General features: G+C 75.0%; 19 protein-coding genes. 12 read left to right on the top strand and 7 right to left on the bottom strand.

Features of this window, described 5'->3' with window-relative positions; all coding sequences use genetic code 11:
* Window positions 1-150 precede the first annotated feature (150 nt).
* On the bottom strand, window positions 151-1,257 hold the full coding sequence (locus AC2TEW_RS31905) for a polyprenyl synthetase family protein (protein ID WP_484624439.1): 1,107 nt from the start codon (window positions 1,255-1,257) through the stop codon (window positions 151-153).
* A gap of 170 nt (window positions 1,258-1,427) precedes the next feature.
* On the opposite strand from AC2TEW_RS31905, the gene metF reads away from it, so the two are divergent.
* Both metF and AC2TEW_RS31895 read left to right on the top strand, forming a co-directional pair.
* Complete coding sequence (gene metF / locus AC2TEW_RS31900; protein WP_063794515.1) at window positions 1,428-2,342, top strand: methylenetetrahydrofolate reductase [NAD(P)H]; 915 nt, start codon at window positions 1,428-1,430, stop codon at window positions 2,340-2,342.
* Window positions 2,343-2,452: 110 nt separating this feature from the next.
* Window positions 2,453-3,250: a hypothetical protein gene (locus AC2TEW_RS31895; protein ID WP_484624438.1), complete on the top strand. Its 798-nt coding sequence runs from the start codon at window positions 2,453-2,455 to the stop codon at window positions 3,248-3,250.
* Between the two features lie 46 nt (window positions 3,251-3,296).
* Here AC2TEW_RS31895 and AC2TEW_RS31890 read toward each other — a convergent pair whose 3' ends face one another.
* Together AC2TEW_RS31890 and AC2TEW_RS31885 are read right to left on the bottom strand one after the other, a co-directional pair.
* Window positions 3,297-4,724, bottom strand: a complete 1,428-nt coding sequence (locus AC2TEW_RS31890) for a phytoene desaturase family protein (RefSeq protein WP_484624437.1) — start codon at window positions 4,722-4,724, stop codon at window positions 3,297-3,299.
* 282 nt (window positions 4,725-5,006) lie between these two features.
* On the bottom strand, window positions 5,007-5,609 hold the full coding sequence (locus AC2TEW_RS31885) for a DUF4126 domain-containing protein (protein ID WP_484624436.1): 603 nt from the start codon (window positions 5,607-5,609) through the stop codon (window positions 5,007-5,009).
* Between the two features lie 482 nt (window positions 5,610-6,091).
* Here AC2TEW_RS31885 and AC2TEW_RS31880 point away from each other — a divergent pair, with 482 nt between their 5' ends.
* The 3 genes from AC2TEW_RS31880 to AC2TEW_RS31870 all read left to right on the top strand — a co-directional run bounded on the left by AC2TEW_RS31880 (window position 6,092) and on the right by AC2TEW_RS31870 (window position 8,207).
* Window positions 6,092-6,658, top strand: a complete 567-nt coding sequence (locus AC2TEW_RS31880; protein WP_484624435.1) for an SAV_6107 family HEPN domain-containing protein — start codon at window positions 6,092-6,094, stop codon at window positions 6,656-6,658.
* Between the two features lie 93 nt (window positions 6,659-6,751).
* Window positions 6,752-7,504: a methyltransferase domain-containing protein gene (locus AC2TEW_RS31875; protein WP_033824694.1), complete on the top strand. Its 753-nt coding sequence runs from the start codon at window positions 6,752-6,754 to the stop codon at window positions 7,502-7,504.
* Window positions 7,505-7,823: 319 nt separating this feature from the next.
* Window positions 7,824-8,207 (top strand): SCO2097 family morphological protein, encoded by a 384-nt coding sequence (locus AC2TEW_RS31870; protein ID WP_033824693.1) that lies wholly within the window; start codon window positions 7,824-7,826, stop codon window positions 8,205-8,207.
* 126 nt (window positions 8,208-8,333) lie between these two features.
* On the opposite strand, the gene AC2TEW_RS31865 is transcribed toward AC2TEW_RS31870, so the two are convergent.
* The 4 genes from AC2TEW_RS31865 to AC2TEW_RS31850 form a co-directional block, all read right to left on the bottom strand.
* Window positions 8,334-10,757, bottom strand: a complete 2,424-nt coding sequence (locus AC2TEW_RS31865) for a transglutaminase TgpA family protein (RefSeq protein WP_484624434.1) — start codon at window positions 10,755-10,757, stop codon at window positions 8,334-8,336.
* The gene (locus AC2TEW_RS31860; RefSeq protein WP_484624433.1) at window positions 10,754-12,091 is read right to left on the bottom strand and encodes a DUF58 domain-containing protein; all 1,338 of its coding nucleotides are present in this window, start codon (window positions 12,089-12,091) and stop codon (window positions 10,754-10,756) included. The genes AC2TEW_RS31865 and AC2TEW_RS31860 overlap by 4 nt, the downstream gene beginning before the upstream one ends.
* 1 nt (window position 12,092) lies before the next feature.
* A complete protein-coding gene (locus tag AC2TEW_RS31855) occupies window positions 12,093-13,046 on the bottom strand; it encodes an AAA family ATPase (RefSeq protein ID WP_149038591.1) in 954 nt (317 codons plus the stop codon).
* A 393-nt stretch (window positions 13,047-13,439) separates the two neighbouring features.
* Entirely contained in the window at window positions 13,440-13,982 is a 543-nt protein-coding gene (locus tag AC2TEW_RS31850; RefSeq protein WP_359885902.1) for a beta-class carbonic anhydrase, read from the bottom strand.
* Window positions 13,983-14,503: 521 nt separating this feature from the next.
* Between AC2TEW_RS31850 and rsmH the strand changes: the two genes are divergently transcribed.
* The 7 genes from rsmH (at window position 14,504) to murD (ending at window position 23,855) form a co-directional block, all read left to right on the top strand.
* Window positions 14,504-15,472 carry a 16S rRNA (cytosine(1402)-N(4))-methyltransferase RsmH gene (gene rsmH, locus AC2TEW_RS31845; RefSeq protein ID WP_484624432.1) on the top strand — a complete coding sequence of 323 codons (969 nt, stop codon included), beginning with the start codon at window positions 14,504-14,506 and terminating at the stop codon, window positions 15,470-15,472.
* Between the two features lie 213 nt (window positions 15,473-15,685).
* On the top strand, window positions 15,686-16,240 hold the full coding sequence (ftsL, locus tag AC2TEW_RS31840; RefSeq protein WP_484624431.1) for a cell division protein FtsL: 555 nt from the start codon (window positions 15,686-15,688) through the stop codon (window positions 16,238-16,240).
* Window positions 16,237-18,303: a peptidoglycan D,D-transpeptidase FtsI family protein gene (locus tag AC2TEW_RS31835; protein ID WP_484624430.1), complete on the top strand. Its 2,067-nt coding sequence runs from the start codon at window positions 16,237-16,239 to the stop codon at window positions 18,301-18,303. The genes ftsL and AC2TEW_RS31835 overlap by 4 nt, the downstream gene beginning before the upstream one ends.
* Window positions 18,303-19,967: a UDP-N-acetylmuramoyl-L-alanyl-D-glutamate--2,6-diaminopimelate ligase gene (locus AC2TEW_RS31830; protein ID WP_484624429.1), complete on the top strand. Its 1,665-nt coding sequence runs from the start codon at window positions 18,303-18,305 to the stop codon at window positions 19,965-19,967. Before AC2TEW_RS31835 ends, AC2TEW_RS31830 begins: the two co-directional genes overlap by 1 nt.
* Entirely contained in the window at window positions 19,964-21,367 is a 1,404-nt protein-coding gene (locus tag AC2TEW_RS31825; protein ID WP_484624428.1) for a UDP-N-acetylmuramoyl-tripeptide--D-alanyl-D-alanine ligase, read from the top strand. Before AC2TEW_RS31830 ends, AC2TEW_RS31825 begins: the two co-directional genes overlap by 4 nt.
* The gene (gene mraY / locus AC2TEW_RS31820) at window positions 21,364-22,425 is read left to right on the top strand and encodes a phospho-N-acetylmuramoyl-pentapeptide-transferase (RefSeq protein ID WP_033825331.1); all 1,062 of its coding nucleotides are present in this window, start codon (window positions 21,364-21,366) and stop codon (window positions 22,423-22,425) included. The genes AC2TEW_RS31825 and mraY overlap by 4 nt, the downstream gene beginning before the upstream one ends.
* A complete protein-coding gene (gene murD / locus AC2TEW_RS31815; protein ID WP_484624427.1) occupies window positions 22,422-23,855 on the top strand; it encodes a UDP-N-acetylmuramoyl-L-alanine--D-glutamate ligase in 1,434 nt (477 codons plus the stop codon). Before mraY ends, murD begins: the two co-directional genes overlap by 4 nt.
* Window positions 23,856-23,878: the final 23 nt, after the last annotated feature.

Genomic DNA, 23,878 nt, shown 5'->3' with positions numbered 1-23,878 from the left:
GGGCGGAACTGCGCGAAACGGCAGGGCACCACCTGCAACTCGGTCACCGACCCCGGCTGAACGGTGATCCGCTTCCGACCTCGCGCAGTTCCCCGCGCCCCTGGGGGGTGCCCCCGTCTCCCGGTGGGCGCTCCTGGATTCCCCGGGGGGTCAGTACTTGCGGGTGGTGGCGGCTTCGGCGAGGGAGAGGAGGACGGTGCGGGTGGGGCCGGGGGCGAGGGGGGCGGCGTCCAGGGCGGCCAGGGACTCCCGCATCAGCTCGTCGATCCGCTTCTCCACCAGATCCGCCGCCCCGCTGCGCTCGACCAGCGCCCGCAGCACCGGCACCTCCTCGGCCGTCAGGTCCGCCGCGCCGAGCCGCTCGTCCAGGTGCCGCGCGTCCGCCGCGGGCAGGCCCCGCATGGCGTGGGCGACCAGCAGCGTCCGCTTGCCCTCGCGCAGGTCGTCGCCGGCCGGCTTCCCGGTGACCGCGGGGTCGCCGAAGACGCCGAGCAGGTCGTCGCGGAGCTGGAAGGCCTCGCCGAGCGGCAGGCCGAACGCGGCGTAGGCGGCGACCAGGTCGGGGCCGGCCCCGGCGAGGACGGCGCCGACCTGGAGCGGGCGCTCGATGGTGTACTTCGCGGACTTGTAGTGCAGGACGGTCCGGGCCCGGTCGAGGGCGTCGGGGTCGGCGGAGTCGCCGGCCACCGGTTCGAGGACGTCGAGGTACTGGCCGACCATGACCTCGGTGCGCATCAGGTCGAAGGCGGGCTTGGCGGCCCGGACGGCCTGCGGCGGCAGGCCGCAGTTGTTGAACAGCTCGTCGCACCAGATCAGCAGCAGGTCGCCGAGGAGGACGGCCGCGGAGGCGCCGTACTGTTCGCGGTCGCCGCGCCAGCCGCTGCTGCGGTGCAGCGCCTCGAACCGGCGGTGCACGGAGGGCAGGCCGCGGCGGGTGTCGCTGCGGTCCATCAGGTCGTCGTGGACGAGTGCACTCGCCTGGAGCAGTTCGAGGGCGGCGGCCGCCCGGGTGATGCCGGGGTCCCGGTCGCTGCCGCCGGCGCCGCGCCAGCCCCAGTAGCAGAAGGCCGGCCGCAGCCGTTTCCCGCCGTCGAGCAGGAAGTCGCGCAGGGCGTCGGCGACCGGGCGGAGCTGGGGGGAGATGCCGTCCAGCAGGGCCGTGCGGCCGTCCATGAACTCGGCGAGGGCCGTGTTGACGCGGGTCCGTACGGCTTCCGCGTCGAGGGGGTGGCTGGGCAGACCGGTGGGCGAACGCACGGGGAACTCCGGATCGATTGGCTGACAATCAGACTATCGGGGTGTCCGGCGGCCCTCTCACCACGGCGCCCGGCACCCGCCTCCCAGGGTGGCCGAAACCGTCTCGACGGGTGTCTCACTTGGTGGACCTCGTTTGGTCGGCCTCTCCGCATCCCGGCTAACCTGCGAGCATGGCACTAGGGATTCCCTCCACCAGGACCGACCGTGCGCAGACCGTGCGCGATCTGCTGGCGGCAGGTGACCGCTCGTTCTCGTTCGAGTTCATGCCCCCGCGCAGCGAGGAGGCCGAGCGCCGGCTCTGGGACGCGATCCGCCGGGTCGAGTCGCTCGATCCCAACTTCGTCTGCATGACCTACGGCGCCGGCGGCTCCTCCCGCGGCCGCACGGTCAACCTGGTCGGCCGGATCGCCACCGAGACCACGCTGACCCCGGTCGCCCACCTCACCGCGGTCGACCACTCGGTCGCCGAACTGCGCAACATCATCGGCCAGTACGCCGACGAGGGCGTGCGCAACGTCCTCGCGGTGCGCGGCGACCCGCCCGGCGACCCGATGGGCGAGTGGGTCCGCCACCCGGAGGGCGTCACCTTCGCGTACGAGCTGGTCGAGCTGATCAAGGGGATCGGCGACTTCTGCGTGGGCGTGGCCGCCTTCCCGCAGATGCACCCGCGCTCGGAGAACTGGGACGACGACATCCGGCACTTCGTCGCCAAGTGCCGGGCCGGTGCGGACTACGCGATCACCCAGATGTTCTTCGAGGTCGAGGACTACCTGCGGCTGCGCGACCGGGTCGCCGCCGCGGGCTGCGCGACGCCGATCATCCCGGAGATCATGCCGGTCACCAACATCAGGCAGCTGGAGCGCTTCCCGCAGCTGTCCGGCTCGGACTTCCCGCCCGAGCTGGTGGAGCGCTTCCTGGCGGTCGCCGACAACCCCGACGCGGTCCGGGCGATCGGCATCGAGCACGCCACGACCATGTCCGAGCGGCTGCTCGCGGAGGGCGCGCCCGGTCTGCACTTCATCACGCTGAACCACTCCACCTCGACCCTGGAGATCTACCAGAACCTCGGTCTGCACCAGCGCTGACCGCCCGCCCGCGGCCCGCCCCGCGCGGGGCCGCCGGGGATGTGGGTCTGCGGGCCGGGAGCGGGTACAGTCGCCCGCAACCGCGCGGTACGCGACTGGAGGTAGCGGGGATGGGCATCGGATACCTGCTGCTGTACGTCGCGTTGGCGCTGGTGGCGCTCTGGCTGGTGGCCGAACTGCTGCTGCAGAACCGCGCCCCGCTGCTCTGGCGGGCGCTCGCGCTGGCCGGATTCCTCTGCGTGGTCGCCGGGATGCGGCTGAGCTCGGTCCTGGTGATAGGGGCCGGAGCGGCCGTCTTCGCGGTCGGGCAGACCTTCGTCACGCTGGCGGTCAAGCGCGGCCGCCCGGTCGGCTGGTCGCTGCGCGGGGCCGACGGCTCCCTGCCGGGCCCGCTGGCCAGGGTTCCGCTGCTGGGCGCCGTCACCGGCGGCGCCGCCGCGGTGGCCGCCGTCGAGGCGGTGGCGCCGGTCGGCGAGGTCGGCCCGGTGGAGGCGGAGGAGGCCGAGGCCCCGTACGCCTACGAGGAGCTCCAGGAGATCGGCCCGGACGACGGCGTCTACACCGCGCAGCAGCCAGCCGCCTACCAGCAGGACCCGCAGCAGCCGCAGGAGCAGCAGGCCTACGCCTACGACGCCTACGGCCAGCCGCAGTACCAGCAGCAGGCCGCGCAGGGCTGGGAGTACCAGCAGCAGCAGCCGTACGGGTACGACGTGTACGGTCAGCCCGTCTACCAGCAGCAGTACCAGGACCCGTACGGCCAGCCGCAGTACCAGGACCCGTACGCGGCGCAGCAGCAGGCGGCGCAGGGCTGGGAGTACCAGCAGCAGCCGTACCAGGGCATCCCGCAGCAGCCGCAGGCCTCGCCCGAGTACCAGCCGCAGCCCTGGGACTACCAGCAGCAGGGCTGAGCCGGTCCCGGGGGCAGACCGGTCCCGACGGCGGGCCGGGGCGCGGTCAGGCCGGGCCGATCAGGCCCGCCGTGATCGAGGCGGACATGCCGACCCGGGCCAGCCCGCCGCCGGGGTGCGCGTGCGCGCCGACCAGGTACAGGCCGGGGACCGCCGCCCGGTTCGGGGCACCGAGATAGGCACCGCCCGCCCCGGCGAGCGCGGGCGGCGGCATCGGCGCGCTGATCCTGCTCTCGTACCGGCGGACCCGCCCGCGCAGGTCCGGGCCGGCCGCGGCCAGGTGGCCGAGGAGCCCGTCGGTGTAGGACTCCAGCTCGGCCGGACCGGGTTCGCCCTGCTCGGGGACGGTGACGGTCAGGGTGACCGCCTCGTGCCCGCCGGAGGGGACCAGCGAGGCGTCGTCGGGCCGCAGCACCTGGACGGTCGGCCGCTCGGGCAGGACACCCGCCCCGAACACCTGCTCCCACTCGCGCGCCGGGTCGGCGGCGTGCACCACGGTCCGGTGCGGGGTACCGGCGGGCCGCGCGCCGTCGAGGGCGAGGAAGACCGTCAGCAACCGGGCCCCGGCCGACGGGACCGGCCGGGACGAGGGCCCGGGGACCAGCCGGTCGTGCCCGCCGGCTGCGACCACCAGGTCCGCGTCGAGCGGCTTCCCGTCCGCCAGCACCCCGCTCACCCGGCCGCCGGCGGTCAGCACCTCGGTCACCGGGGTGCCGAAGCGGAACTCCACCCCGCGCAGCTCGCACCGCCGGTACACCGCCTCGGCCAGCGCCCGGATGCCCCCGCGGACGTACCAGACGCCGAAGGACTGCTCCATGTACGGCAGCACGGTCGCCCCGGCGGGGGCCTCGCGCGGGTCCAGGCCGAAGCGCAGCGCGTACTCGTGCAGCAGCTGGGCCGGGCCGGGGTGCCCGCCCAGTTCGTGGCGGGCGACCTCGGCCAGCGTGGACCCGGGGCGGCGGCGCAGCCGGGCCAGGCCGCGCCGGGGGGCGGCGGGGTAGGGGTCGGTGCGCAGCGGCGAGGTGTCGTCCGGGAGGGGTTCCTCCAGCAGCGGGCGGCGGGTGGCCTCCCAGACCGCCCGGCCCCGGTTCATCACCTCGGCCCAGGCGGCGCCCGAGCCCGCGCCGAACGCGGCGTCCAGCGCCTGGCCGACGCCGCCGCGGGAGGCGTTGGGCAGCAGCAGGTCGGTGCCGTCGGGGAACAGGTGACGGCTCTCCGGGTCGACCGGCGCGAGCCCGACCAGCTGCTCCAGCGGCTCCTTGCCGGTCTTCAGCGCGAGGTCGCGGTAGACCGCGGGCAGCGTGAGCAGGGTCGGGCCGGTGTCGAAGCGGAAGCCGTCGAACTCGTGCCGCCCGGCCTGCCCGCCGTACGTGCCGGAGGCCTCGCAGACCGTCACCCGGTGCCCGAGGGTGGCCAGCCTGGCGGCGGCCGCGAGCCCGCTCATTCCCGCGCCGATGATGACGATCCGTGCCATGGCAGAAGATCCTAGGCCGTACCGGACCCGGCTCCGGCCGGCACCCGGGCGCGCGACGGACCTGGCCCGCCGGCGGCCGCGCCTGCCGGAGGTCGGTTCCGTCATTGGCCGGGTTCGGCTGCCCGCCGGGCCGGTGCGCGGCGGATCGGTGCGCGGCGGTGGGCGACGGGCCGGGCGTGCCGGTGAAGGGCCTCGTGCCGGGCCGCACCCGGGCGCTGGCGTCGGTGGGTCCGCCCGGCAGGACCGGGGGCGTCCTCCGGCGGGGCGCCTCCGGGACCCGCCCTACGCCACCGCGGCGGCCGCGCGGCCGGCCCGGCGTTCGCGGCGGCGCTGCAGGAAGCGCCGGATGCGGGAGACCGCCAGCAGCACCAGCAGCACCCCGAGCACCAGCAGCACCGCGGCGATCGAGGCGGCCGCCCACGGGTGGAAGACCGCCAGGGTGACCAGACCGGCCACCGAGAGGTCCTCCAGCAGGCTGACGATGATGTTGGAGGCGGGCTCCGGCGAGGTGTTGACGGCCATCCGCAGCGAGGCCTTGGTCAGATGGCTGACCAGCGCGGTGGTGCCGCCCACCGCCCCCGCGGCGACCTCGCCCAGCGAGCCGGGGTCGTGCGAGGCCATCAGGGCGGCCACGGTGGCGCCGGCGGCCGGGCGGATCACGGTGTGCACGGCGTCCCAGACGGTGTCCACGTACGGGATCTTGTCGGCCACGGCCTCGCAGAGGAACAGCGCGCAGGCGGCCAGCAGCACATCGGTGCGCTCCAGCGCCGGCGGCACGCTGTCCGCCCCGCCGAAGCGGCCGAACAGGCCCAGCAGCAGCACCACGGCATAGGCGTTGATCCCGCTCGCCCAGCCGCTGGTGAAGACCAACGGAATGATGCTCAACTCTGTGCTCCCCTTCACCGCCGCCGCACCGGCCCCCGGCCGGCCGGGCCACACCGTACCCGTACCGGGCCCGGCGCTGTCAGGACGCCGCGGGCGGCGCCGCGGTTGCACCCCGCCCGGTCCCGTCCCGGGTGCGCCGGAACTGAGTACGGATACTCAGTCTCGCACTTGAGTACCCCGACGGATGCCGTCCCACCTGCGAGGACGGCAGAGTGTGCGGGGCGCTGCCGGTCCTGGGGGGACGGCGGCGCGGGGGGAGATTCGGGGCGACGCGGCGTGCGGCCGCGCGCCCCGACTCGGCCTGCCGGGGGGCGGTGCCCGGTCGACCCGCGGGGGAGTCGACCGGGCGCCGCCGCCCGTGCGCCCGTCCCGGGCAAGGCTGGTTCGCGGGCCGACGGCCGGCCGACTTGTCAGTGGTGCGGTTCACGATGGTCCTGCACGGGTCAATCCGGCCCGGGCACCCGCCTCGGACCGGGGGAGCCATGACCGTCAGCCGTCCTGAGCCCGTCGCCCGCCGCTCTGTCGCCGACCAGCCGTCCGCCCTTCCGCTGCCCAGCGCGTACCCGTCCGCCGTCCAGGTCCCGCGGGCCCGCGGCGCCGACGTCCACCCCGTGCCCCGCCGGGCCGCCGCCCCGCCGGCCGCGCTCGACCTGCTGCGGCACGCCCACCGCACCCTCGACCAGGCCCGCGCCCTCCAGGACCCGCTGGAGCGCTACGCCACCGCCCACCTGGCCGCGCTGCGCTCCACGGCGGCGGTGCTGGCCGTCCGCGGCCGGCCCGAACGGCAGCCGCGCCGGCGCCAGGCCATCCGCAGTGCCTGGGAGCTGCTGCCCGAGGTCGCGCCCGAGCTCGCCGAGTGGGCGGTGTACTTCGCGGCCGGGGCCCGCCGCCGCGCGGCCGCCGAGGCCGGCATCGCCGGCGCCGCCACCGCCCGGGACGCGGACGACCTGATCCGCAACACCGCGCTGTACCTGCGCCTGGTGCAGCGCCTGCTCGGGCTGTCGCCGGCCCCGCCGGCGCAGCCGCTCCCCCTGGAGGAGGCCGGCTGAGCGGACCGCCCGCGGGCCGGGTCCGCGGCGCCTGCGGCGCCTCGGTCTAAGGTGGAGCCGTCCGGCCGAACCACACGCCCGAGGAGCCCACCCGTGTACCCGACGCGTCCCCGCAGTGCCCTGCGTACCGCCGTGGTCTGGGAGGTGGTGCGGGCGGCCCTGGAGCGGCGGGCCGCCGAGTTGGACCAGCCGGTGCTGGACGTCCTCGACACGGGCGGCGGCACGGGCAACTTCGCCGTGCCCGTGGCCCGGCTCGGCCACCGGGTGACGGTGGTGGACCCGAGCCCCGACGCGCTGTTCGCGCTGGAGCGCCGGGCCGCCGAGGCCGGGGTCACCGAGCTGGTCCGGGCCGTGCAGGGCGACACCCAGACCCTGCCGGAGCTGGTCGAGGGCGGCTCGGTGGACGCGGTGCTCTGCCACGGCGTGCTGGAGATGGTGGACGACCCGGCGGAGGCCCTGGGCAGCCTCACCGGGACGCTGCGCAAGGGCGGCCTGGTCTCCCTGCTCGCCGCCAACCGCAACGGCGCGGTGCTGGCCCGGGCGCTGGCCGGGCACTTCGCCGAGGCCGAGGCCGTCCTGGGCGCCACCGACGGCCGCTGGGGCCCCGGCGACCCGATGCCGCGCCGGTTCACCGGGGAGGAGCTCGCCGAGCTGGCGGGGGCGGCCGGGCTGCGGGTCGCCTCGGTGCACGGCGTACGGGTCTTCGCCGACCTCGTCCCCGGAGTCCTGGTGGACACCGAGCCCGGCGCCATGGAGGCGCTGCTGAAGCTGGAGCTGGCCGCGTCCGAGCAGCCGGCCTTCCACGCCGTCGCGACCCAGCTGCACCTGCTGGGCGAGCTGGTCTGAGGCGTCGCCCGGCCGGACCGGCGACGGCCGGACCGGTCGCCGTCGCCGGGCGGTCCACCGGGCGTCGGCGGCAGGTCACCGGGATGTTTGCGCGCCGTCGGGCACTTGTCCGTGTCCTGCGGCGTTGGGCAGCGTGCGGGCCCACTGCCGAAGTGGCCCGAGCCACGCAGGATTGACCACGCCGAAGCAGGCCGCTGGACCGTATGATCTGGGTAAAGCCGGAAAGCATGACACCCGGACCCTTGGGGCATATGGACCACACAGGGCCAGCCAGGGGTGGCGGACCGGTCGCCCCGCGACCGACGAGTAGGAGGACTCCGTGCCGCTCTCGGAGCACGAGCAGCGACTGCTCGAGCAGATGGAGCGAGCGCTGTACGCCGAAGATCCCAAGTTCGCGTCAGCGCTTGAGGGAACCGGGCTGCGCACCTACACCCGTCGGAGGGTCTATCTGGCCGCCGCAGGGTTCGTGGCGGGCATCGCTCTGCTGATGGGCGGCATGGTCGCCCAGCTGATCTGGGTGAGTGTGGTCGGGTTTCTGGTGATGCTGGGTTGTGCGGTCCTCGCCGTCACCGCGTGGAGGCGGGGCCCGGTCGGGTCCGGTGCGGGCCCGAGAACGGCCTCACCACCGCGCCGCAAGGCCGGCGTCATGGATCGTATGGAGCAGCGCTGGCAGCGTCGCAGGGACGAGCACGACGGCCTGTAGACCAGGGCCGACGGGCACGGAGTCCGGGCGGATCGCCAGCTGGACCGGAGCAGGAGAGCCGCGAGGGCGGGCAGTCGGAAGACTGCCCGCCCTCTGCTGTGCCCGGCCCCGGGGGGCCGGGCACGGTCAGCGCCTGCGGCGCAGCGGCGCGACGGCCCTGGCGGCCAGGGCGCGGACCGCCTGGGCGGCCCGGCCGGTCCGCTCCCGGACCGCCTGACGGGCCGCCATGACGCGGTCGGCCGCCCGCCACCAGATCCGCAGCATGGAGGCCGGCAGCAGCACCGCGCGGACCCGTCCGACGCGTCCGGCGCCCGCCTTCAGGCCCTCCCGGGCGGTGCGGACGTCCGGACCGAGCGGGGCCAGCGGGCCCAGCTCGCGGGCGTACATGACCTGCTCGGTGGCGAGTGCCACCCGCCCGGCCGCCTCGGCCGCCGCGGTGCCGAGGTCACCGGTCTCGGTGAGCCGCTGCACGGTGCGGCGCGGGGTCCGGGCGTCGTCCGGCGGGATGCCCAGGTCCCAGGCCGAGTCGATCAGTTCCTGCCAGGCGGCCAGCACCTGGGCGTCGGTCAGGTCGGCCCGTTCGGCGCCGGCCCGGTAGCGGCCGGTGCCCAGGCGCCGGCTGCGGATCCTGGCCCGCCAGACCATCGGCGTGGCGAGCAGGGCCAGCAGCAGGGCGCCCAGCGCGAGCGAGGCCAGCACCGCCGGGTCCTGCCACCAGCCCGGCTGGGCCGTCCCGACCGGCGTGCTCTGCCGGTCGCCGCCGCACTCGCCGGCCCGCCGCAGCTTGGCGTCGCAGGACGCGTCGGCGGACGGCGCCGCGGAGGCGGTGCCGGTCGGCGCGGCGGTCGGCTCCTGGGACGGGGCGGCCGGCTCGGGCGCGTTCTTGTCCCGGGTGTAGACCGGTGCCGAGCCGCGGCTCGGGGTGGGCTCGAACCGGGTCCACCCGCTGCCGGGGAAGTACAGCTCCGGCCAGGCGTGGTAGTCCATGCTGCGGACCTGCCGGTTGCGGCCGCCCATCTCCTGGCCGGGGGTGAAGCCGATGGCCACCCGGGCCGGGATGTTCAGGGTCCTGGCCATCGCCGCCATGGTGGCGGCGAAGTGGACGCAGAAGCCCTGCCGGTCGTCCAGGAACTTGCGGATCGCGTCCGGCCCGGTGCCCGCGTCGACCTTGGTCGAGTAGGTGAACTGGCCGCTGGTGAACCAGGTCTGCAGGGCGAGGGCCCGGTCGTAGGCGTTGGTCCGGCCGGCCGTGACCTGCTGCGCGGTGGCCTTGACCTCCGGCGGCAGGTTGTCCGGCAGCCGCAGGTAGCGGTCGGTGATGTCCCTGGGCGCCTGGCCGGCCGCCCGCAGCTGGTCGGCGGTGGGCTGCACGTCCAGGCTGGTGACCTCGTACGGCAGGCCGTTGGACTTCTGGCCGTTCTCGCCGCTGACCATCCGGGTGACCGGGTCGAAGCGCCAGTGGCCGGCCACCTTGACCGACGTGGCCGGGTACGGCATCGGCAGCCAGTCGCTGGCCAGGCTGTCGGTGACCTTGACGCTGGTGTGCACGGTGTCCGGGGCGGCGCCGGCGGCCAGGCCGTCCGGCGGCGGGAAGACCGGCGGGACGGCGACCGGGTCCTGGTCGCCGAACTTCCACTCCACGCCGTCGAACTCGTCCAGCGCGGCGACCCGGAGGTACATCTCGGCCGCGTTGGGACCGTCGGTGACGTAGTCGAACAGGACGGTGTTGTCGCGGTTGTTGAGGCCCGCGGTGAGCGCGACCACCGGGCTGAGCGACTTCACGCCGCCGCCCGGGCCGCTGCCGCCGCCCCCGCCGCCGTTCCCGTACCCGCCGATCAGGCCCAGCCCGACCGGTCCGACCACCAGCGGCACCAGCAGCGCCAGCGCCAGCGCGACCACCCCGGCCTGCCGGCCGCCGTGCGTCACGGTGGCACCGGACGCGGTGCGACCGGTGCCGTGGAAGACCCGGCCCCAGCGCGAGATCCGGTCCTGGCCCTCGGTGTGCAGCAGCGCCAGGTAGCCGCCGCCGGCCAGCAGGAACCACAGCCAGGCCGTGCCGGTGTCGCCGGCCAGGCCGGTGCCCACCGAGTACAGCGCGAGCAGCGGCAGCCCGGCCGCCGCCGCCCGCCGGTAGGTCACCGCGAGCGCGTCCACCAGGACGGCGATCAGCGCCACCGAGCCGACCACGATCAGCCGCAGCCCGGCCGTCGCGGGCGCCGGGATGGCGTAGTCCTGGATGTCGGTGCCGCCCTGGGCGAGCACCGAGCCGAGCGCGTCCAGCGCCCGCGGACCGGGCAGCAGGCCGCCGGCCATCGAGGACTGCACGAAGCCCAGCATGACCAGGTACACCACGGCCAGCAGCTGGAGCGGGAGCACCAGTATCCGGGGGATCGGCAGCCGCCTCAGGCCCGCGCCGATCGCGCCGACCGCCGCGATCAGCAGCACGGCGTGCACCGACCAGCCGTCCGGTTCCAGCACCGGGAGCAGGCTGAACATCACGAGCGTGGTCGCCAGCGCGGCGAACAGGGTCAGCTTCGCCCTGGTGGTCATGGGCCGACCTCGTCTCGGTAGGGGGAGCTGTGTCCGGTGCGGCCGGAGCCTTCGGTACGGTCGGCGGTCCGCCACAGCCGGGCGACCGAGTCGCCCGCCCGGACCGGCAGGACCGTCCAGCCGGCCAGCCGCAGCCGCTTGGCCTGCTCGTCCAGCTCGGAGTCCGGGCCCTCGGGCAGCAGCGCCCGCAGGCCGGACCAGCTGCCGGTGTCCAGCAGGAAGACCACCGCGCCGGCGGTCCGGCGGCGCAGCCGGGTCAGGCGGGTGACCTGCTCCTCGTCCAGCGCCCCGAGGATCGCCACCAGCAGGCCCTCGCCGCCCAGGCGCAGCGCGTCCTCGGCGCGGGACAGCCCGCCGCCGTCGGAGCACTCGACCACGGCCAGCGAGTCCAGCAGCAGGCCGGTGGCCTCGCCGACGGTGGACACCGCGATGCCGGGGGCCGGTACCGCGGTGCCGGTGTCGGTGAGCAGCCGGGTCTGGTAGCCGCGCTCGGCCAGGTGGACCCCGACCGAGGCGGCGCAGCTGACCGCCCACTCGAAGGAGGAGGCCGGGCCGCTGCCGCGGTGGCCGATCTCCCTGGTGTCGAGCAGCACGGTGGCCTTGGCCTTGAGCGGCTGCTCCTCGCGGCGCACCATCAGCTCGCCGTAGCGGGCGGTGGACTTCCAGTGCACCCGGCGCAGGTCGTCGCCGTGCCGGTACTCGCGCGGGATCACGTCGTCGTCGCCGGCCAGCGCCAGCGCGTGGGCGCTGCTCTCGCCCTGGCCCGACCACTCGCCGGGCAGCCGCACCGGCGGCAGTGCCTGCACCTGCGGCACCACGGTCAGCACGTCGGAGGCGGCGAAGGACCTGGTCAGCTCGCACATCCCGAACGGGTCCGACAGCCGCAGCTGCAGCGGCCCGAGCGGGTAGCGCCCGCGCAGGTCCGAGCGGACCCGGTAGGAGACCTCCCGGAACCCGCGCGGCTCGACCCGGTCCAGCACGAAGCGCGGGCGCGGCCCGAGCACGTACGGGACCTTGTCCTCCAGCAGCAGCAGCCCGGTGGGCACCCGGGAGACGTTGTCCAGGCGCAGGTGCACCCGGGCCTCCTGGCCGGCCGCCGCCCGGTGCGGGTTGAGCCGGCGGCCGCTGGCCACCCGGTAGCGGGTGCGCAGCAGCAGGGTGGCGGAGGCCAGCGGCAGGGCCGCCAGCAGCACGCCGATCTGGAACAGGGCGTCCTGACCGAAGACGAACGAGCACAGCGCCGCGGTGGCGCCGGCGGCGAGGAACGACCGGCCGCGGGTGGTCAGGCCCCGCAGGCCGGCCCGGATCCCCGAGGGGTTGTCCGGCCCCGGCATGTCAGCGGCCCTGCGGACGCGGGATCGGCAGGCGCGCGACCAGGTCGAGGACGACCTGCTCGGCCGTGCGGCGGCTCAGCTGGGTCTCGGCGGTGGGCAGCAGGCGGTGCGCCAGCACGGGGACGGCCAGCGCCTGGATGTCGTCCGGCAGCACGTAGTCGCGGCCGTCCAGGGCGGCGGCGGCGCGGGCGGCCCGCACCAGGTGCAGGGTGGCCCGGGGGGAGGCGCCCAGGCGCAGCTCCGGGGAGGTGCGGGTGGCGCCGACCAGGTCGACGGCGTAGCGGCGGACCGCGTCGGAGACGTAGACGGTGCGGACCAGCTCGACCAGCTTGAGGATGTCGTGGGCGTGCGCGACCGGCTGCAGGTCGTCCAGCGGGTTGGCGCCGCCGTGCAGGTCGAGCATCGCGAACTCGGCGTCCGCGCTCGGGTAGCCGATCGAGATGCGGGCCATGAAGCGGTCGCGCTGGGCCTCGGGGAGCGGGTAGGTGCCCTCCATCTCCACCGGGTTCTGGGTGGCGACCACCATGAACGGCGAGGGCAGCTCGTAGCTGGTGCCGTCGATGGTGACCTGGCGCTCCTCCATGGACTCCAGCAGCGCGGACTGGGTCTTGGGCGAGGCCCGGTTGATCTCGTCGCCGACCACGATCTGGGCGAAGATCGCGCCCGGCCGGAACTCGAAGTCGCGCTGGTGCTGGTCGAAGACGTTGGTGCCGGTCACGTCGGACGGCAGCAGGTCGGGGGTGAACTGGATCCGGCGCACGGTGCAGTCCACCGACCGGGCCAGCGCCTTGGCCAGCATGGTCTTGCCGACGCCCGGGACGTCCTCCAGCAGCAGGTGGCCCTCGGCCAGCAGCACGGTGAGGGCGATCCGCACGGCCTCCGGCTTGCCCTCGATCACGCTCTCCACGGAGCCCCGGATCCGCTCGGCCACCGCGGCGAGCTCGGTCAGGCCCATCCGCTCGCGGCGTGCGTCGAGGCCCGCCGGCTGCGGTGCGCCTGCTGCGCTCTGTCCGTTGAAGGTCGTCACCCGTTGCTCCCAAAGGCCATTCTCACGCCGGGGCCTCGTCACGGCCCGGCCCACCCCGATGACACGGCCCGCAGCGCGTCCGGTTCCGGTCGGAACCCTACGGCGGCGGGATCGTGGCCGGACCGCCCCAGGTGGTTCGGGGACCGGTCCGCAGGCGCATTCTCCACTGTCGGCCGGGCAGAAGTCACCCTTGGGACCGGCCCGCCGCCCGGTGCGCGGGCGCCGCGGGGCGACACGGGTGCCCCTGTCCCGGTTCGTCCGCACAGGGGGCGGCGGCCCGGACGCCGTCGGCCGGACCGCGGGCGGGAGGGGTGGGGAGGGTCAGGGGCGGACTTCCCGGAGCAGGCCGGTGTGGACGTCGAAGACGAAGCCGCGGACGTCGTCGGTGTGCGGGAGGAAGGGCGAGGTGCGGACCCGCTGCATCGACTGGCGGACGTCGCCGTCCAGGTCGACGAAGGACTCCACCGCCCACTGCGGCCGCTGGCCGACCTCCAGCTCCAGCTCCCGGCGGAAGTCCTCGGTCAGGCCGAGCAGGCCGCAGCCGGTGTGGTGGATCAGCGCCACCGAGCGGGTGCCCAGGGCGCGCTGGCTGATGGTGAGCGAGCGGATGGTGTCGTCGGTGACGACCCCGCCCGCGTTGCGGATGATGTGGGCGTCGCCGAGCTCGAGGCCGAGCGCGGCGAACAGGTCGAGGCGGGCGTCCATGCACGCGACCACGGCGACCTGCTGGACCGGGCGGGCGTCCATGCCGCCGTCGCGGAAGTCGACGGCGTAGCTCCGGTTGGATCCGACGAAGCGGTCGATGACCGACTCGGCGGGGTTGGCAGCGGCGGTCGGCGTGGGCCGGTCGGGGGTCACTGTCATGGGGATGACGGTAGTGGGGTCCGGGCCCGCGCGGGACGGGTGATCGCTGTTCGAATCCGTGCCGTGACCGGGCCCCGAGCGGAACGCGAGTCTCTGCGCACGGGTACGCCCCGGATTGCCCCGGTTGGTCCCGGCGCGGGCCGCCGCCGTGCGCCGATCGGCCGCGGTCACCCGGGCGACCGCCCCGACCTGCGGGAATCCGTACCTCCGCCCGGGTGGCGCGCCGGTGCGGACCGTTGACTCGGCGGTGGCCCGCGATAGGCTGGCGCCGCCCCGGAGCACAGTCCGCGCAGATCGTCAACTGTGTCTCCCCGGCCGGTCGCTGCGGCCCCCGCGCCGCCCGCGGCCTCCACCCGCTCCTGGCCTCCCGGCACACCTTCCCCGGTGCCTGGCGGCCCCTCCTTCCCCGGGCGAGCGGGCGGGGACCACGGGCGGCGTGCTGCCGCCGCGGCCCGGTGGGCCAGAATGGGAGCAGCCGTCCGGCCCCGGACGGACGCACCGAGGAAGGGCGCCACCGCGCAATGACGAACGACGCTCCGGCACCCAAGCACGTCCCGGTGATGCTGCAGCGCTGCGTGGACGCACTGGCGCCCGCCATCGCGGCGCCCGGCGCGGTGGTGGTGGACGCCACCCTCGGGCTCGGCGGCCACAGCGAGGCGCTGCTGACCCAGTTCCCCGAGGTCCGGCTGGTCGCCGTGGACCGGGACCCGGCGGCGCTGAAGCTCTCCGGCGAGCGGCTGGCCCCCTTCGGCGAGCGGGCCACCCTGGTGCACGCCGTGTACGACGAGATCCCGCAGGTGCTGGCCGACCTCGGCATCCCCGAGGTCCAGGGCGTCCTGTTCGACCTGGGCGTCTCCTCGATGCAGCTGGACGAGGCCGAGCGCGGCTTCGCCTACGCCCAGGACGCCCCGCTCGACATGCGGATGGACCAGACCCGCGGCCTGAGCGCCGCCGAGGTGCTGAACACCTACACCCACGGCCAGCTGGCCCGGATCCTCAAGGTCTACGGCGAGGAGCGGTTCGCCGGGAAGATCGCCTCGGTGATCGTCCGCGAACGCGAGAAGGAACCGTTCAGCACCAGCGCGCGTCTGGTCGAGTTGGTACGCAACGCCATCCCGGCCGCCACCCGGCGCACCGGCGGGAACCCGGCCAAGCGCACCTTCCAGGCGCTGCGGATCGAGGTCAACGGCGAGCTGGAGGTGCTGGACCGGGCCATCCCGGGCGCACTCGACTCGCTGGCCGTCGGAGGGCGGATCGTGGTGATGTCCTACCAGTCGCTGGAGGACCGCCTGGTCAAGCAGTACCTGGCGGCCGGGGCCACCAACACCGCACCGCCCGGCCTGCCGATCATCCCCGAGGAGCACCAGCCCTGGCTGAAGCTGCTCACCCGGGGCGCCGAGCTGGCCACCGAGCAGGAGATCGAGGAGAACCGGCGCGCCGCCCCCGTACGGCTGCGGGTGGCGGAGAGGATCAGGGCAGCCCGGGCCTGACCCGGCCGGCCCGCCGGGACCGGGCCGGCCGCGGACCGGACGGGTGCGTGACGGACGGCCGGCGAGCGGGACGGGCCGGGCACAGCGGGACGGGCCGGGGAAACGGGACGAGCCAGGGAATCGGGACGAGGGAGGGCGGCGGTGCCGGTGGCCGGCCAGGGGGCCTGGGGGAGCGGTCGGCTCCCGGGGCAGAGCGGCAGGGCGCGGATCACCGTGCGCCCCGGCGCCCGCCAGATCCGCGGACGCACCCCGTTCGCCGTCCTGGTGGTCGCCCTGCTGACCGCCGGGCTGCTCGGGCTGCTGATGCTCAACACCGCGCTCAACGAGAACTCCTTCGAGCTCTCCCGGCTCAAGCGGCAGACCACCGAACTGACCGACCGCAAGCAGTCGCTGCAACGCGAGATCGACCAGTTCTCCGCCCCCGACGCGCTCGAACGGCGGGCCCGCGACCTCGGCATGGTGCCCGGCGGCGACCCGGTGTTCCTGTCCGACGACGGCACCGTGCTCGGCAAGCCCGCCCAGGCCCAGGACGGCCCGCCGGTCAAGCGCACCGACAACGGCCTGTGGCAGCAGGCCCCGGCCGCCACGCCCGCCGCCCCACTGCCCTCCCCGCAGGCGTCCGCCCCGGCGCCGTCCGGGCAGGGCGGCGCACCCACCCCGCCGGCCGCGGTGGGCGGCGGGGTGGAGATCGCCCCGCTGCCGCCCGCGGCGTCCACGGCCGCCCCGGCCGCCACCCCGTCAGCGCAGGCCGGAGGTACGCCGCGATGAGCACGCCCCGCCAGCCGTCCCGAGGCTCGGGCGACCGGCGCCCGGCCGGGCCCGCCCGGCCCGGCGGGCAGCGCCCGCGCGCCCCGCGCCCGCGGCCGTCGGCCGATCCCCGCCGTCCGGCCGCCCGCCGGCCGCCGGCCCGGCGCCCCGCGGCCCGTCCGCAGTCGCGCCCGATCAGGCTGGCCGACCCGCGCCGCCGGCTGCGCCTGGTGACGGTCGCGCTGGCGCTGGTGTTCACGGTCTTCGCCGGCCGGCTGGTGCAGCTGCAGCTGCTCGACTCGGACGCGCTGGCCGCCGCCGCGGGCGCCAACAAGTACGTCCGGATGGAACTGCCCGCCGAGCGCGGCTCGATAACGGCCGCGGACGGCACGGTGCTGGCGACCACGGTGGACGCCTACGACATCGTCGGCGACCCGACCCTGCTCACCCCGGCCGCGCTGCACCTGGCCGACGGGCCCGAGCAGGCCGCCGCGCTGCTCGCCCCGATCCTCGGCCAGCCCAAGGAGAAGCTCGCCACCGCGCTGCACCTGAACCCGAAGAACCCGAAGAGCCAGTACTCGCCGCTCGCCTACCGGCAGACCCCGGAGGTCAAGAACAAGATCAACGAACTGCGCAGCTCGCTCGCCAAGCAGGCCGACACCGCCGCCTGCCGCGGCCAGCGCCAGCTGCTCGGCAAGCCGGCCGAGCAGGGCGGACGCCAGTACCTGGACGTCGCCTGCACCAATCCGCTGGCCGCCCTCGCCTCCACCGAGTCGACCCGCCGGGTCTACCCCGCCGACGGGCTGGCCGCCAACCTGGTCGGCTTCGTCAACTCGGAGGGCGTCGGCACCGGCGGGCTGGAGCTGCAGTACCAGAAGGAGCTGGCCGGGCAGAGCGGCCGCAGCACGTACGCCTCGGCCGGCGGGCGGATGGTCGCCACCGCCGGCGGCAGCCGGCAGGAGCCGGTCCCCGGCTCCGACCTGCGGCTCACCCTGCACCCGGACATCCAGTGGGCGGCCCAGCGGGCGATCACCGACCAGGTGGCCAACGCCGGGGCGGAGAAGGGCTACGTGGTCGTCCAGGACGTGAAGAGCGGCCAGATCCTCGCGATGGCCACCTCGCCCGGTTTCAACCCCAACGACCTGTCCACCGCCAGGCCCGAACAGCTCGGCAACGCGGCCCTCCAGGACGCCTACGAGCCCGGCTCCACGGCCAAGCTGATGACCATGGCGGCGGTGCTGGACACCGGCAAGGCCACCTGGGACACCCACGTCACCGTGCCCAACACCCTGCAACGCTCCGACCAGGTCTTCCACGACGACGTCGACCACGAGACCTGGTACCTGACGCTGGCCGGGGTGCTGGCCAAGTCCTCCAACATCGGCACCATCGAGGCCGCCGAGACGCTCGGCGCCGACCAGGCCGAGTCCAACAAGGTGCTGGCCGGGTACCTGGACAGGTTCGGCATCGGCAGGCCCACCGGGCTCGGCTTCCCCGGCGAGACCCGGGGCATCCTGGCCAAGCCGGAGGACTGGAAGGGCTCGCAGCAGTTCACCATCCCGTTCGGCCAGGGCCTGTCGGTCAACGCCCTGCAGGCCACCTCGGTCTTCTCCACCATCGCCAACGGCGGGGTCCGGGTGCCGCCCAGCCTGCTGGCGGGCACCACCGGGCCGGACGGCCGCTACACCCCGGCCCCGGCCCCGGCGGGCTCCCGGGTGGTGGGCGAGCAGACCGCCAAGACCCTCACCGAGATGCTGGAGTCGGTGGTCACCGACGAGCAGGGCACCGGCACCAAGGCGGCCATCCCGGGCTACCGGGTGGCCGGCAAGACCGGCACCGCCAACCGGGTGGACCCGAAGACCGGCAAGTACTCCGGGTACACCGCCTCCTTCATCGGCTTCGCACCGGCCGACCAGCCCCGGGTCACCGTCTCCTGCGTGATCCAGAACCCGGTCAACGGCCACTTCGGCGGCCAGCTCTGCGGCCCGGTGTTCAAGCAGGTGATGGAGTTCACCCTCAAGTCCCTGCAGGTACCGCCGAGCGGCAGCGAAGCACCCAACCTGCCCGTCGACTGGAAGCCCTGATGCCCCACACCCCGGAACCCGGCCACGGCACGCCCGCCCAGCAGCCCTCGGCGCCCGGCGCCGGGCCGCAGCGCCCGAGGGGGAGCAGAGCCGCCGAAAAAGGCGATAGCCTGCCCGCCGTGCCGAAACCCGATCAAATCTCCGCGAGTCCGCCCCGTCCCACCGAGGAGGCGGCGATGCCGTTCGCCGAGGTCGCCCGACTGCTGGGCCTGGAGCCCGCCGACGGGCCGCAGGTCACCGGCATCACCCACGACTCCCGGGCGGTGCGGCCCGGCGACGTGTACGTGGCCTTCCCCGGTGCCAACCACCACGGCGCCGCCTTCGCCGCCGCCGCGGTCGCGGCCGGTGCCGCCGCGGTGCTGACCGACGCCGCCGGGGCCGAGCTGGCCGCCGGCTGCGGGGCGCCGCTGCTGGTCGTGGAGAGCCCCCGGGCGGTCATGGGCGAGCTGGCGGCGGCGGTCTACGGCCGTCCCAGCGAGCGGCTGCTGATGATCGGACTGACCGGCACCAACGGCAAGACCACCACCTCGTACCTGGTGGAGGGCGGGCTGCGCGGCGCCGGCCGGCTGCCCGGGGTGATCGGCACCGTCGAGATGCGGGTCGGCGACGAGCGGATCAAGAGCGAGCGCACCACCCCGGAATCCACCGACCTGCACGGCGTCCTCGCGGTGATGCGCGAGCGCGGCGCCGAGGCGGTGGTGATGGAGGTCTCCAGCCACGCCCTGGTCTTCGGCCGGGTCGACGGCGTGGTCTACGACGTGGCGCTGTTCAACAACCTCACGCCGGAGCACCTGGACTTCCACCCCGACATGGAGGACTACTACCGGGCCAAGGCCCGGCTCTTCCAGCCGGACAAGGCCCGCCGCGGCGTGGCCAACCTCGACGACGCGTACGGGCGCCGGCTGGCCGCCGAGGCGCCGGTCCCGATGACCACCTTCTCCGCGCAGGGCGACCCGGAGGCCGACTGGCGGGCCGTGGACGTCCAGCTCGGCCCGGCCGGCTCCACCTTCAAGGTGGCCGGCCCCGACGGCGCCGAGGCCGACGCCTCGGTGCCGCTGCCCGGCCCGTTCAACGTCGCGAACGCGCTCGGCGCGATCACCGCGCTGGTCACCGCCGGCCTCCCGCTGGCCGAGGCGGTCGCCGGGGTGGCCGCCGTCCCCGGCGTCCCCGGCCGCCTGGAGCGGGTGGACGCGGGCCAGCCGTACGTCGCCGTGGTCGACTACGCGCACAAGCCGGACGCCCTCAAGGCGGTGCTGGAGTCGCTGCGCGAGGTCACCAAGGGGCGGCTGCACGTGGTGGTGGGGTGCGGCGGCGACCGCGACCCCTACAAGCGCGGCCCGATGGGCGCCATCGCCGCCCGGCTCGCCGACACCGCCGTCCTGACCAGCGACAACCCGCGCTCCGAGGACGCGCTGGCGATCCTGGTCGCGATGCTGGGCGGCGCCGCGGACGTGCCCGAGGCCGAGCGCGGCGAGGTGCTGGTGGCGCCGGACCGGGCCGAGGCCATCGCGCTGGCGGTGGCCCGCGCGCACGCGGGTGACGCCGTCCTGGTGGCCGGCAAGGGCCACGAGCTGGGGCAGTACGTCCGGGGCGAGGTGCGGCCGTTCGACGACCGCGAGGTGCTGCGCGAGGCGATCGTACGGATGCAGGAGGTGGATCGGTGATCGCACTGACTCTGGCGGAGGCCGCCGCGGCGGTGGGCGGCACCCTGGACGGCGCCGACCCGGCGGCCGAGATCACCGCGGCGGTGGTGGTCGACTCCCGGCTGGTCGAGCCCGGCGGGCTGTTCGCGGCGGTGCTCGGCGAGCACGTCGACGGCCATGACTACGCCGCCCGCGCGACCGCCTCCGGCGCGGTCGCCGTGCTGGCCTCCCGCCCGGTCGGGGTGCCCGCGATCCTGGTGGACGACGTGGTGACCGCGCTCGGCCGGCTCGCCCGCGCCGTGGTCGAACGGGCCCACGGCACCGCCTTCGTGGCGCTGACCGGCTCGGCCGGGAAGACCTCCACCAAGGACCTGATCGGCCAGCTGCTGCAGCGCCGCGGCGAGACGGTCTTCCCGCCCGGCTCGTTCAACAACGAGATCGGCATGCCGCTCACCGCCCTGCGGATCACCGGCTCCACCCGGCACCTGGTGCTGGAGATGGGCGCCCGCGGCAAGGGCCACATCGACTACCTGACCGGCATCGTGCCGCCCACCATCGGCGTGGTGCTCAACGTCGGCACCGCGCACGTCGGCGAGTTCGGCTCCAAGCAGGCCATCGCCGAGGCCAAGGGCGAGCTGGTGGAGGCGCTGACCGTCGACGGGGTGGCGATCCTGAACGCCGACGACCCGCTGGTCCGGGCGATGTCCGAGCGGACCAAGGCCCGGGTGGTGCTGTTCGGCGAGAGCCGCGAGGCCGAGGTCAGGGCCCAGGACGTTCGCCTGGACGACACCGGACGGCCATCGTTCACGCTTGTCACCCCGGCCGGTTCCGCACCCGTGAAGCTGCGCCTGTACGGTGAGCACCACATCTCGAACGCCCTCGCCGCCGCTGCGGTGGCGGTGGAGCTCGGGATGTCCGTCGACGACGCCGCCGAAGCCCTCAGCGAGGCGGGCGCGCTGTCCCGCTGGCGCATGGAGGTCGTCGACCGGGCCGATGGTGTCACCGTCGTCAACGACGCCTACAACGCGAACCCCGACTCGATGCGGGCCGCGCTGCGGGCCCTCGCGACGATGGCGGGCCGCGGCCCGGGGCGCCGCCGTACCTGGGCGGTGCTCGGAGAGATGCGGGAGCTCGGCGAGGAGAGCCTCGACGAGCACGACGCCATCGGGCGGCTCGCGGTCCGGCTCGACGTCACCAAGCTGGTGGCGGTCGGCGGACGCGAGGCGGCCTGTATGGAACTGGGCGCGAGGAACGAAGGTTCGTGGGGTGAGGAGTCGGTGCTGGTGTCCGACGCGGACGCGGCGGTCGAGCTGCTGCGCAGTCAGCTTCAGCCGGGGGACGTGGTGCTGGTGAAGGCCTCCCGCTCGGTGGGTCTGGAGAAGGTGGCCGAGGCTCTGCTTTCGGACGGAGCCGCCCGGTGAAGCAGATCCTCTTCTCAGGCATGATCGGCCTGGTGCTGTCGCTGCTCGGCACGCCGGCCCTGATCAAGCTGCTGGCCAAGCACGGCTACGGCCAGTACATCCGCGACGACGGCCCCAAGGCCCACCACAGCAAGCGCGGCACCCCCACGATGGGCGGCATCGCCTTCATCCTGGCGACACTGATCGCCTACGGTGCGACCAAGGCGATAACGGGCGAGTCGCCCACCGCCTCCGGCCTGCTGGTGCTGTTCCTGACGGCGGGTCTGGGCCTGGTCGGCTTCCTGGACGACTACATCAAGGTGGTCAAGCGCCGCTCGCTCGGCCTGCGGGCCAAGGCGAAGCTGGCCGGCCAGTCCCTGGTGGGTCTCGCCTTCGCCATCCTGGCACTGCAGTTCAAGGACGACCGCGGGCTCGCCCCGGCCTCGCAGCACCTCTCGTTCGTGCGCGACTTCGGCTGGTCGGTCGGCCCGGTGCTGTTCGTGATCTTCGCGTACTTCATGATCGCCGCGATGTCGAACGGCGTGAACCTGACGGACGGTCTGGACGGCCTGGCCACCGGCGCCTCCGTGATGGTCTTCGGCGCCTACACCTTCATCGGCGTCTGGCAGTACAGCCAGAGCTGCGCCTACGCGATCACCGCCACCGCCAACTGCTACGACGTCCGCGACCCGCTGGACCTCGCCATCGTCGCCGCCGCGCTGATGGGCTCCTGCTTCGGCTTCCTGTGGTGGAACACCTCGCCCGCCAAGATCTTCATGGGTGACACCGGTTCGCTCGCCCTCGGCGGCGCCCTCGCGGGCCTCGCCATCTGCTCCCGCACCGAGCTGCTGCTCGCCCTGCTGGGCGGCCTGTTCGTGGTGATCACCCTGTCGGTGATCATCCAGGTCGGCTCGTTCCGGATGACCGGCAAGCGGGTCTTCAAGATGGCCCCGCTCCAGCACCACTTCGAACTCAAGGGCTGGAGCGAGGTGCTGATCGTGGTCCGGTTCTGGATCATCCAGGGCCTGTGCGTCGCGGTCGGCCTCGGACTCTTCTACGCAGGATGGGTGGCCGGATGACCCCCGACCCCGAGTGGCCGGGCCTGCCGGTCGTGGTGGCCGGCCTCGGCCTCTCCGGGATCAGCGCCGCCAGGGTCCTGCACGGCCTCGGCGCGCTCGTCACCGTGGTGGACGGCAGCGAGGGCCCCGCCCAGCAGGCCAAGGCCGCCGACCTGGCGGCCGAGGGCATCACCGTCCGCCTCGGCGACGGCGAGACCCTGCCCGAGGGCACCCGGCTGGTCGTCACCTCGCCCGGCTGGCCGCCGAGCAGCCCGCTGTTCACCGAGGCCGCGCTGGCCGAGGTCCCGGTCTGGGGCGACGTCGAGCTGGCCTGGCGGCTGCGCCGCCCGCTGCCCGCCACCGGCGAGCCCGCCCCCTGGCTGGCCATCACCGGCACCAACGGCAAGACCACCACCGTCCGGATGCTCGCCTCGATCCTGCGCGCGGCCGGCAAGCGCACCGCCGCCGTCGGCAACGTCGGCGTCTCGGTGCTGGACGCGGTACTCGCCGAGGAGCCGTACGAGGTCCTCGCGGTCGAGCTCTCCAGCTACCAGCTGCACTGGGCGCCCAGCCTGCGCCCGCACTCGGCGGCCGTGCTCAACCTCGCCCCCGACCACCTCGACTGGCACGGCTCGATGGAGGCCTACGCCGCCGACAAGGGCCGGATCTACGAGGGCAACCAGGTCGCCTGCGTGTACAACCTGGCCGACCCGGTCACCGAGGAGCTGGTCCGCGGCGCGGACGTCGAGGAGGGCTGCCGGGCGATCGGCTTCGGCCTCGGCGCGCCCGGCCTCTCCCAGTTCGGTGTGGTCGACGGCCTGCTGGTCGACCGGGCCTTCGTGCCCGACCGGCAGAAGAACGCCGCCGAGATCGGCTCGGTCGAGGACGTCAACCCGCCCGCCCCGCACAACATCGCCAACGCGCTGGCCGCGGCCGCGCTGGCCCGCGCCTACGGGGTCGACGCCAAGGCGGTCCGCGAGGGCCTGCGCGCCTTCCGGCCGGACGCCCACCGGATCGCCGAGGTCGCCGTGGTCGACCGGGTGACCTGGATCGACGACTCCAAGGCCACCAACACCCACGCCGCCGCCGCCTCGCTGGCCGCCTACCGGCCGGTGGTGTGGATCGCCGGCGGACTGGCCAAGGGCGCCACCTTCGACGAGCTGGTGCTCGGCGCGGCGGACCGGCTGCGGGCCGTGGTGCTGATCGGCCAGGACCGCGCACTGATCCGCGAGGCGCTGACGCGACACGCCCCCGATGTGCCGGTGTTCGAGGCCGCCGAGGGCCAGACTGGCGCCGAGGCGATGGCCGAGGTGGTCCGGGTGGCCGCCGGCCTCGCCCGGCCCGGTGACACCGTCCTGCTGGCCCCGGCCTGCGCGTCGATGGACATGTTCACCGACTACGGGCAGCGCGGCGACCAGTTCGCCGCCGCCGTACGGGAGCTGGAGAAGTAGCGGCGCGCACGGGCGGACCGGCC

The organism is Kitasatospora sp. NEAU-CNBT7 (assembly GCF_057220535.1).
Note: the sequence above shows the minus strand (reverse complement) of the source record. Positions and strands in the feature narration are given on the sequence as shown.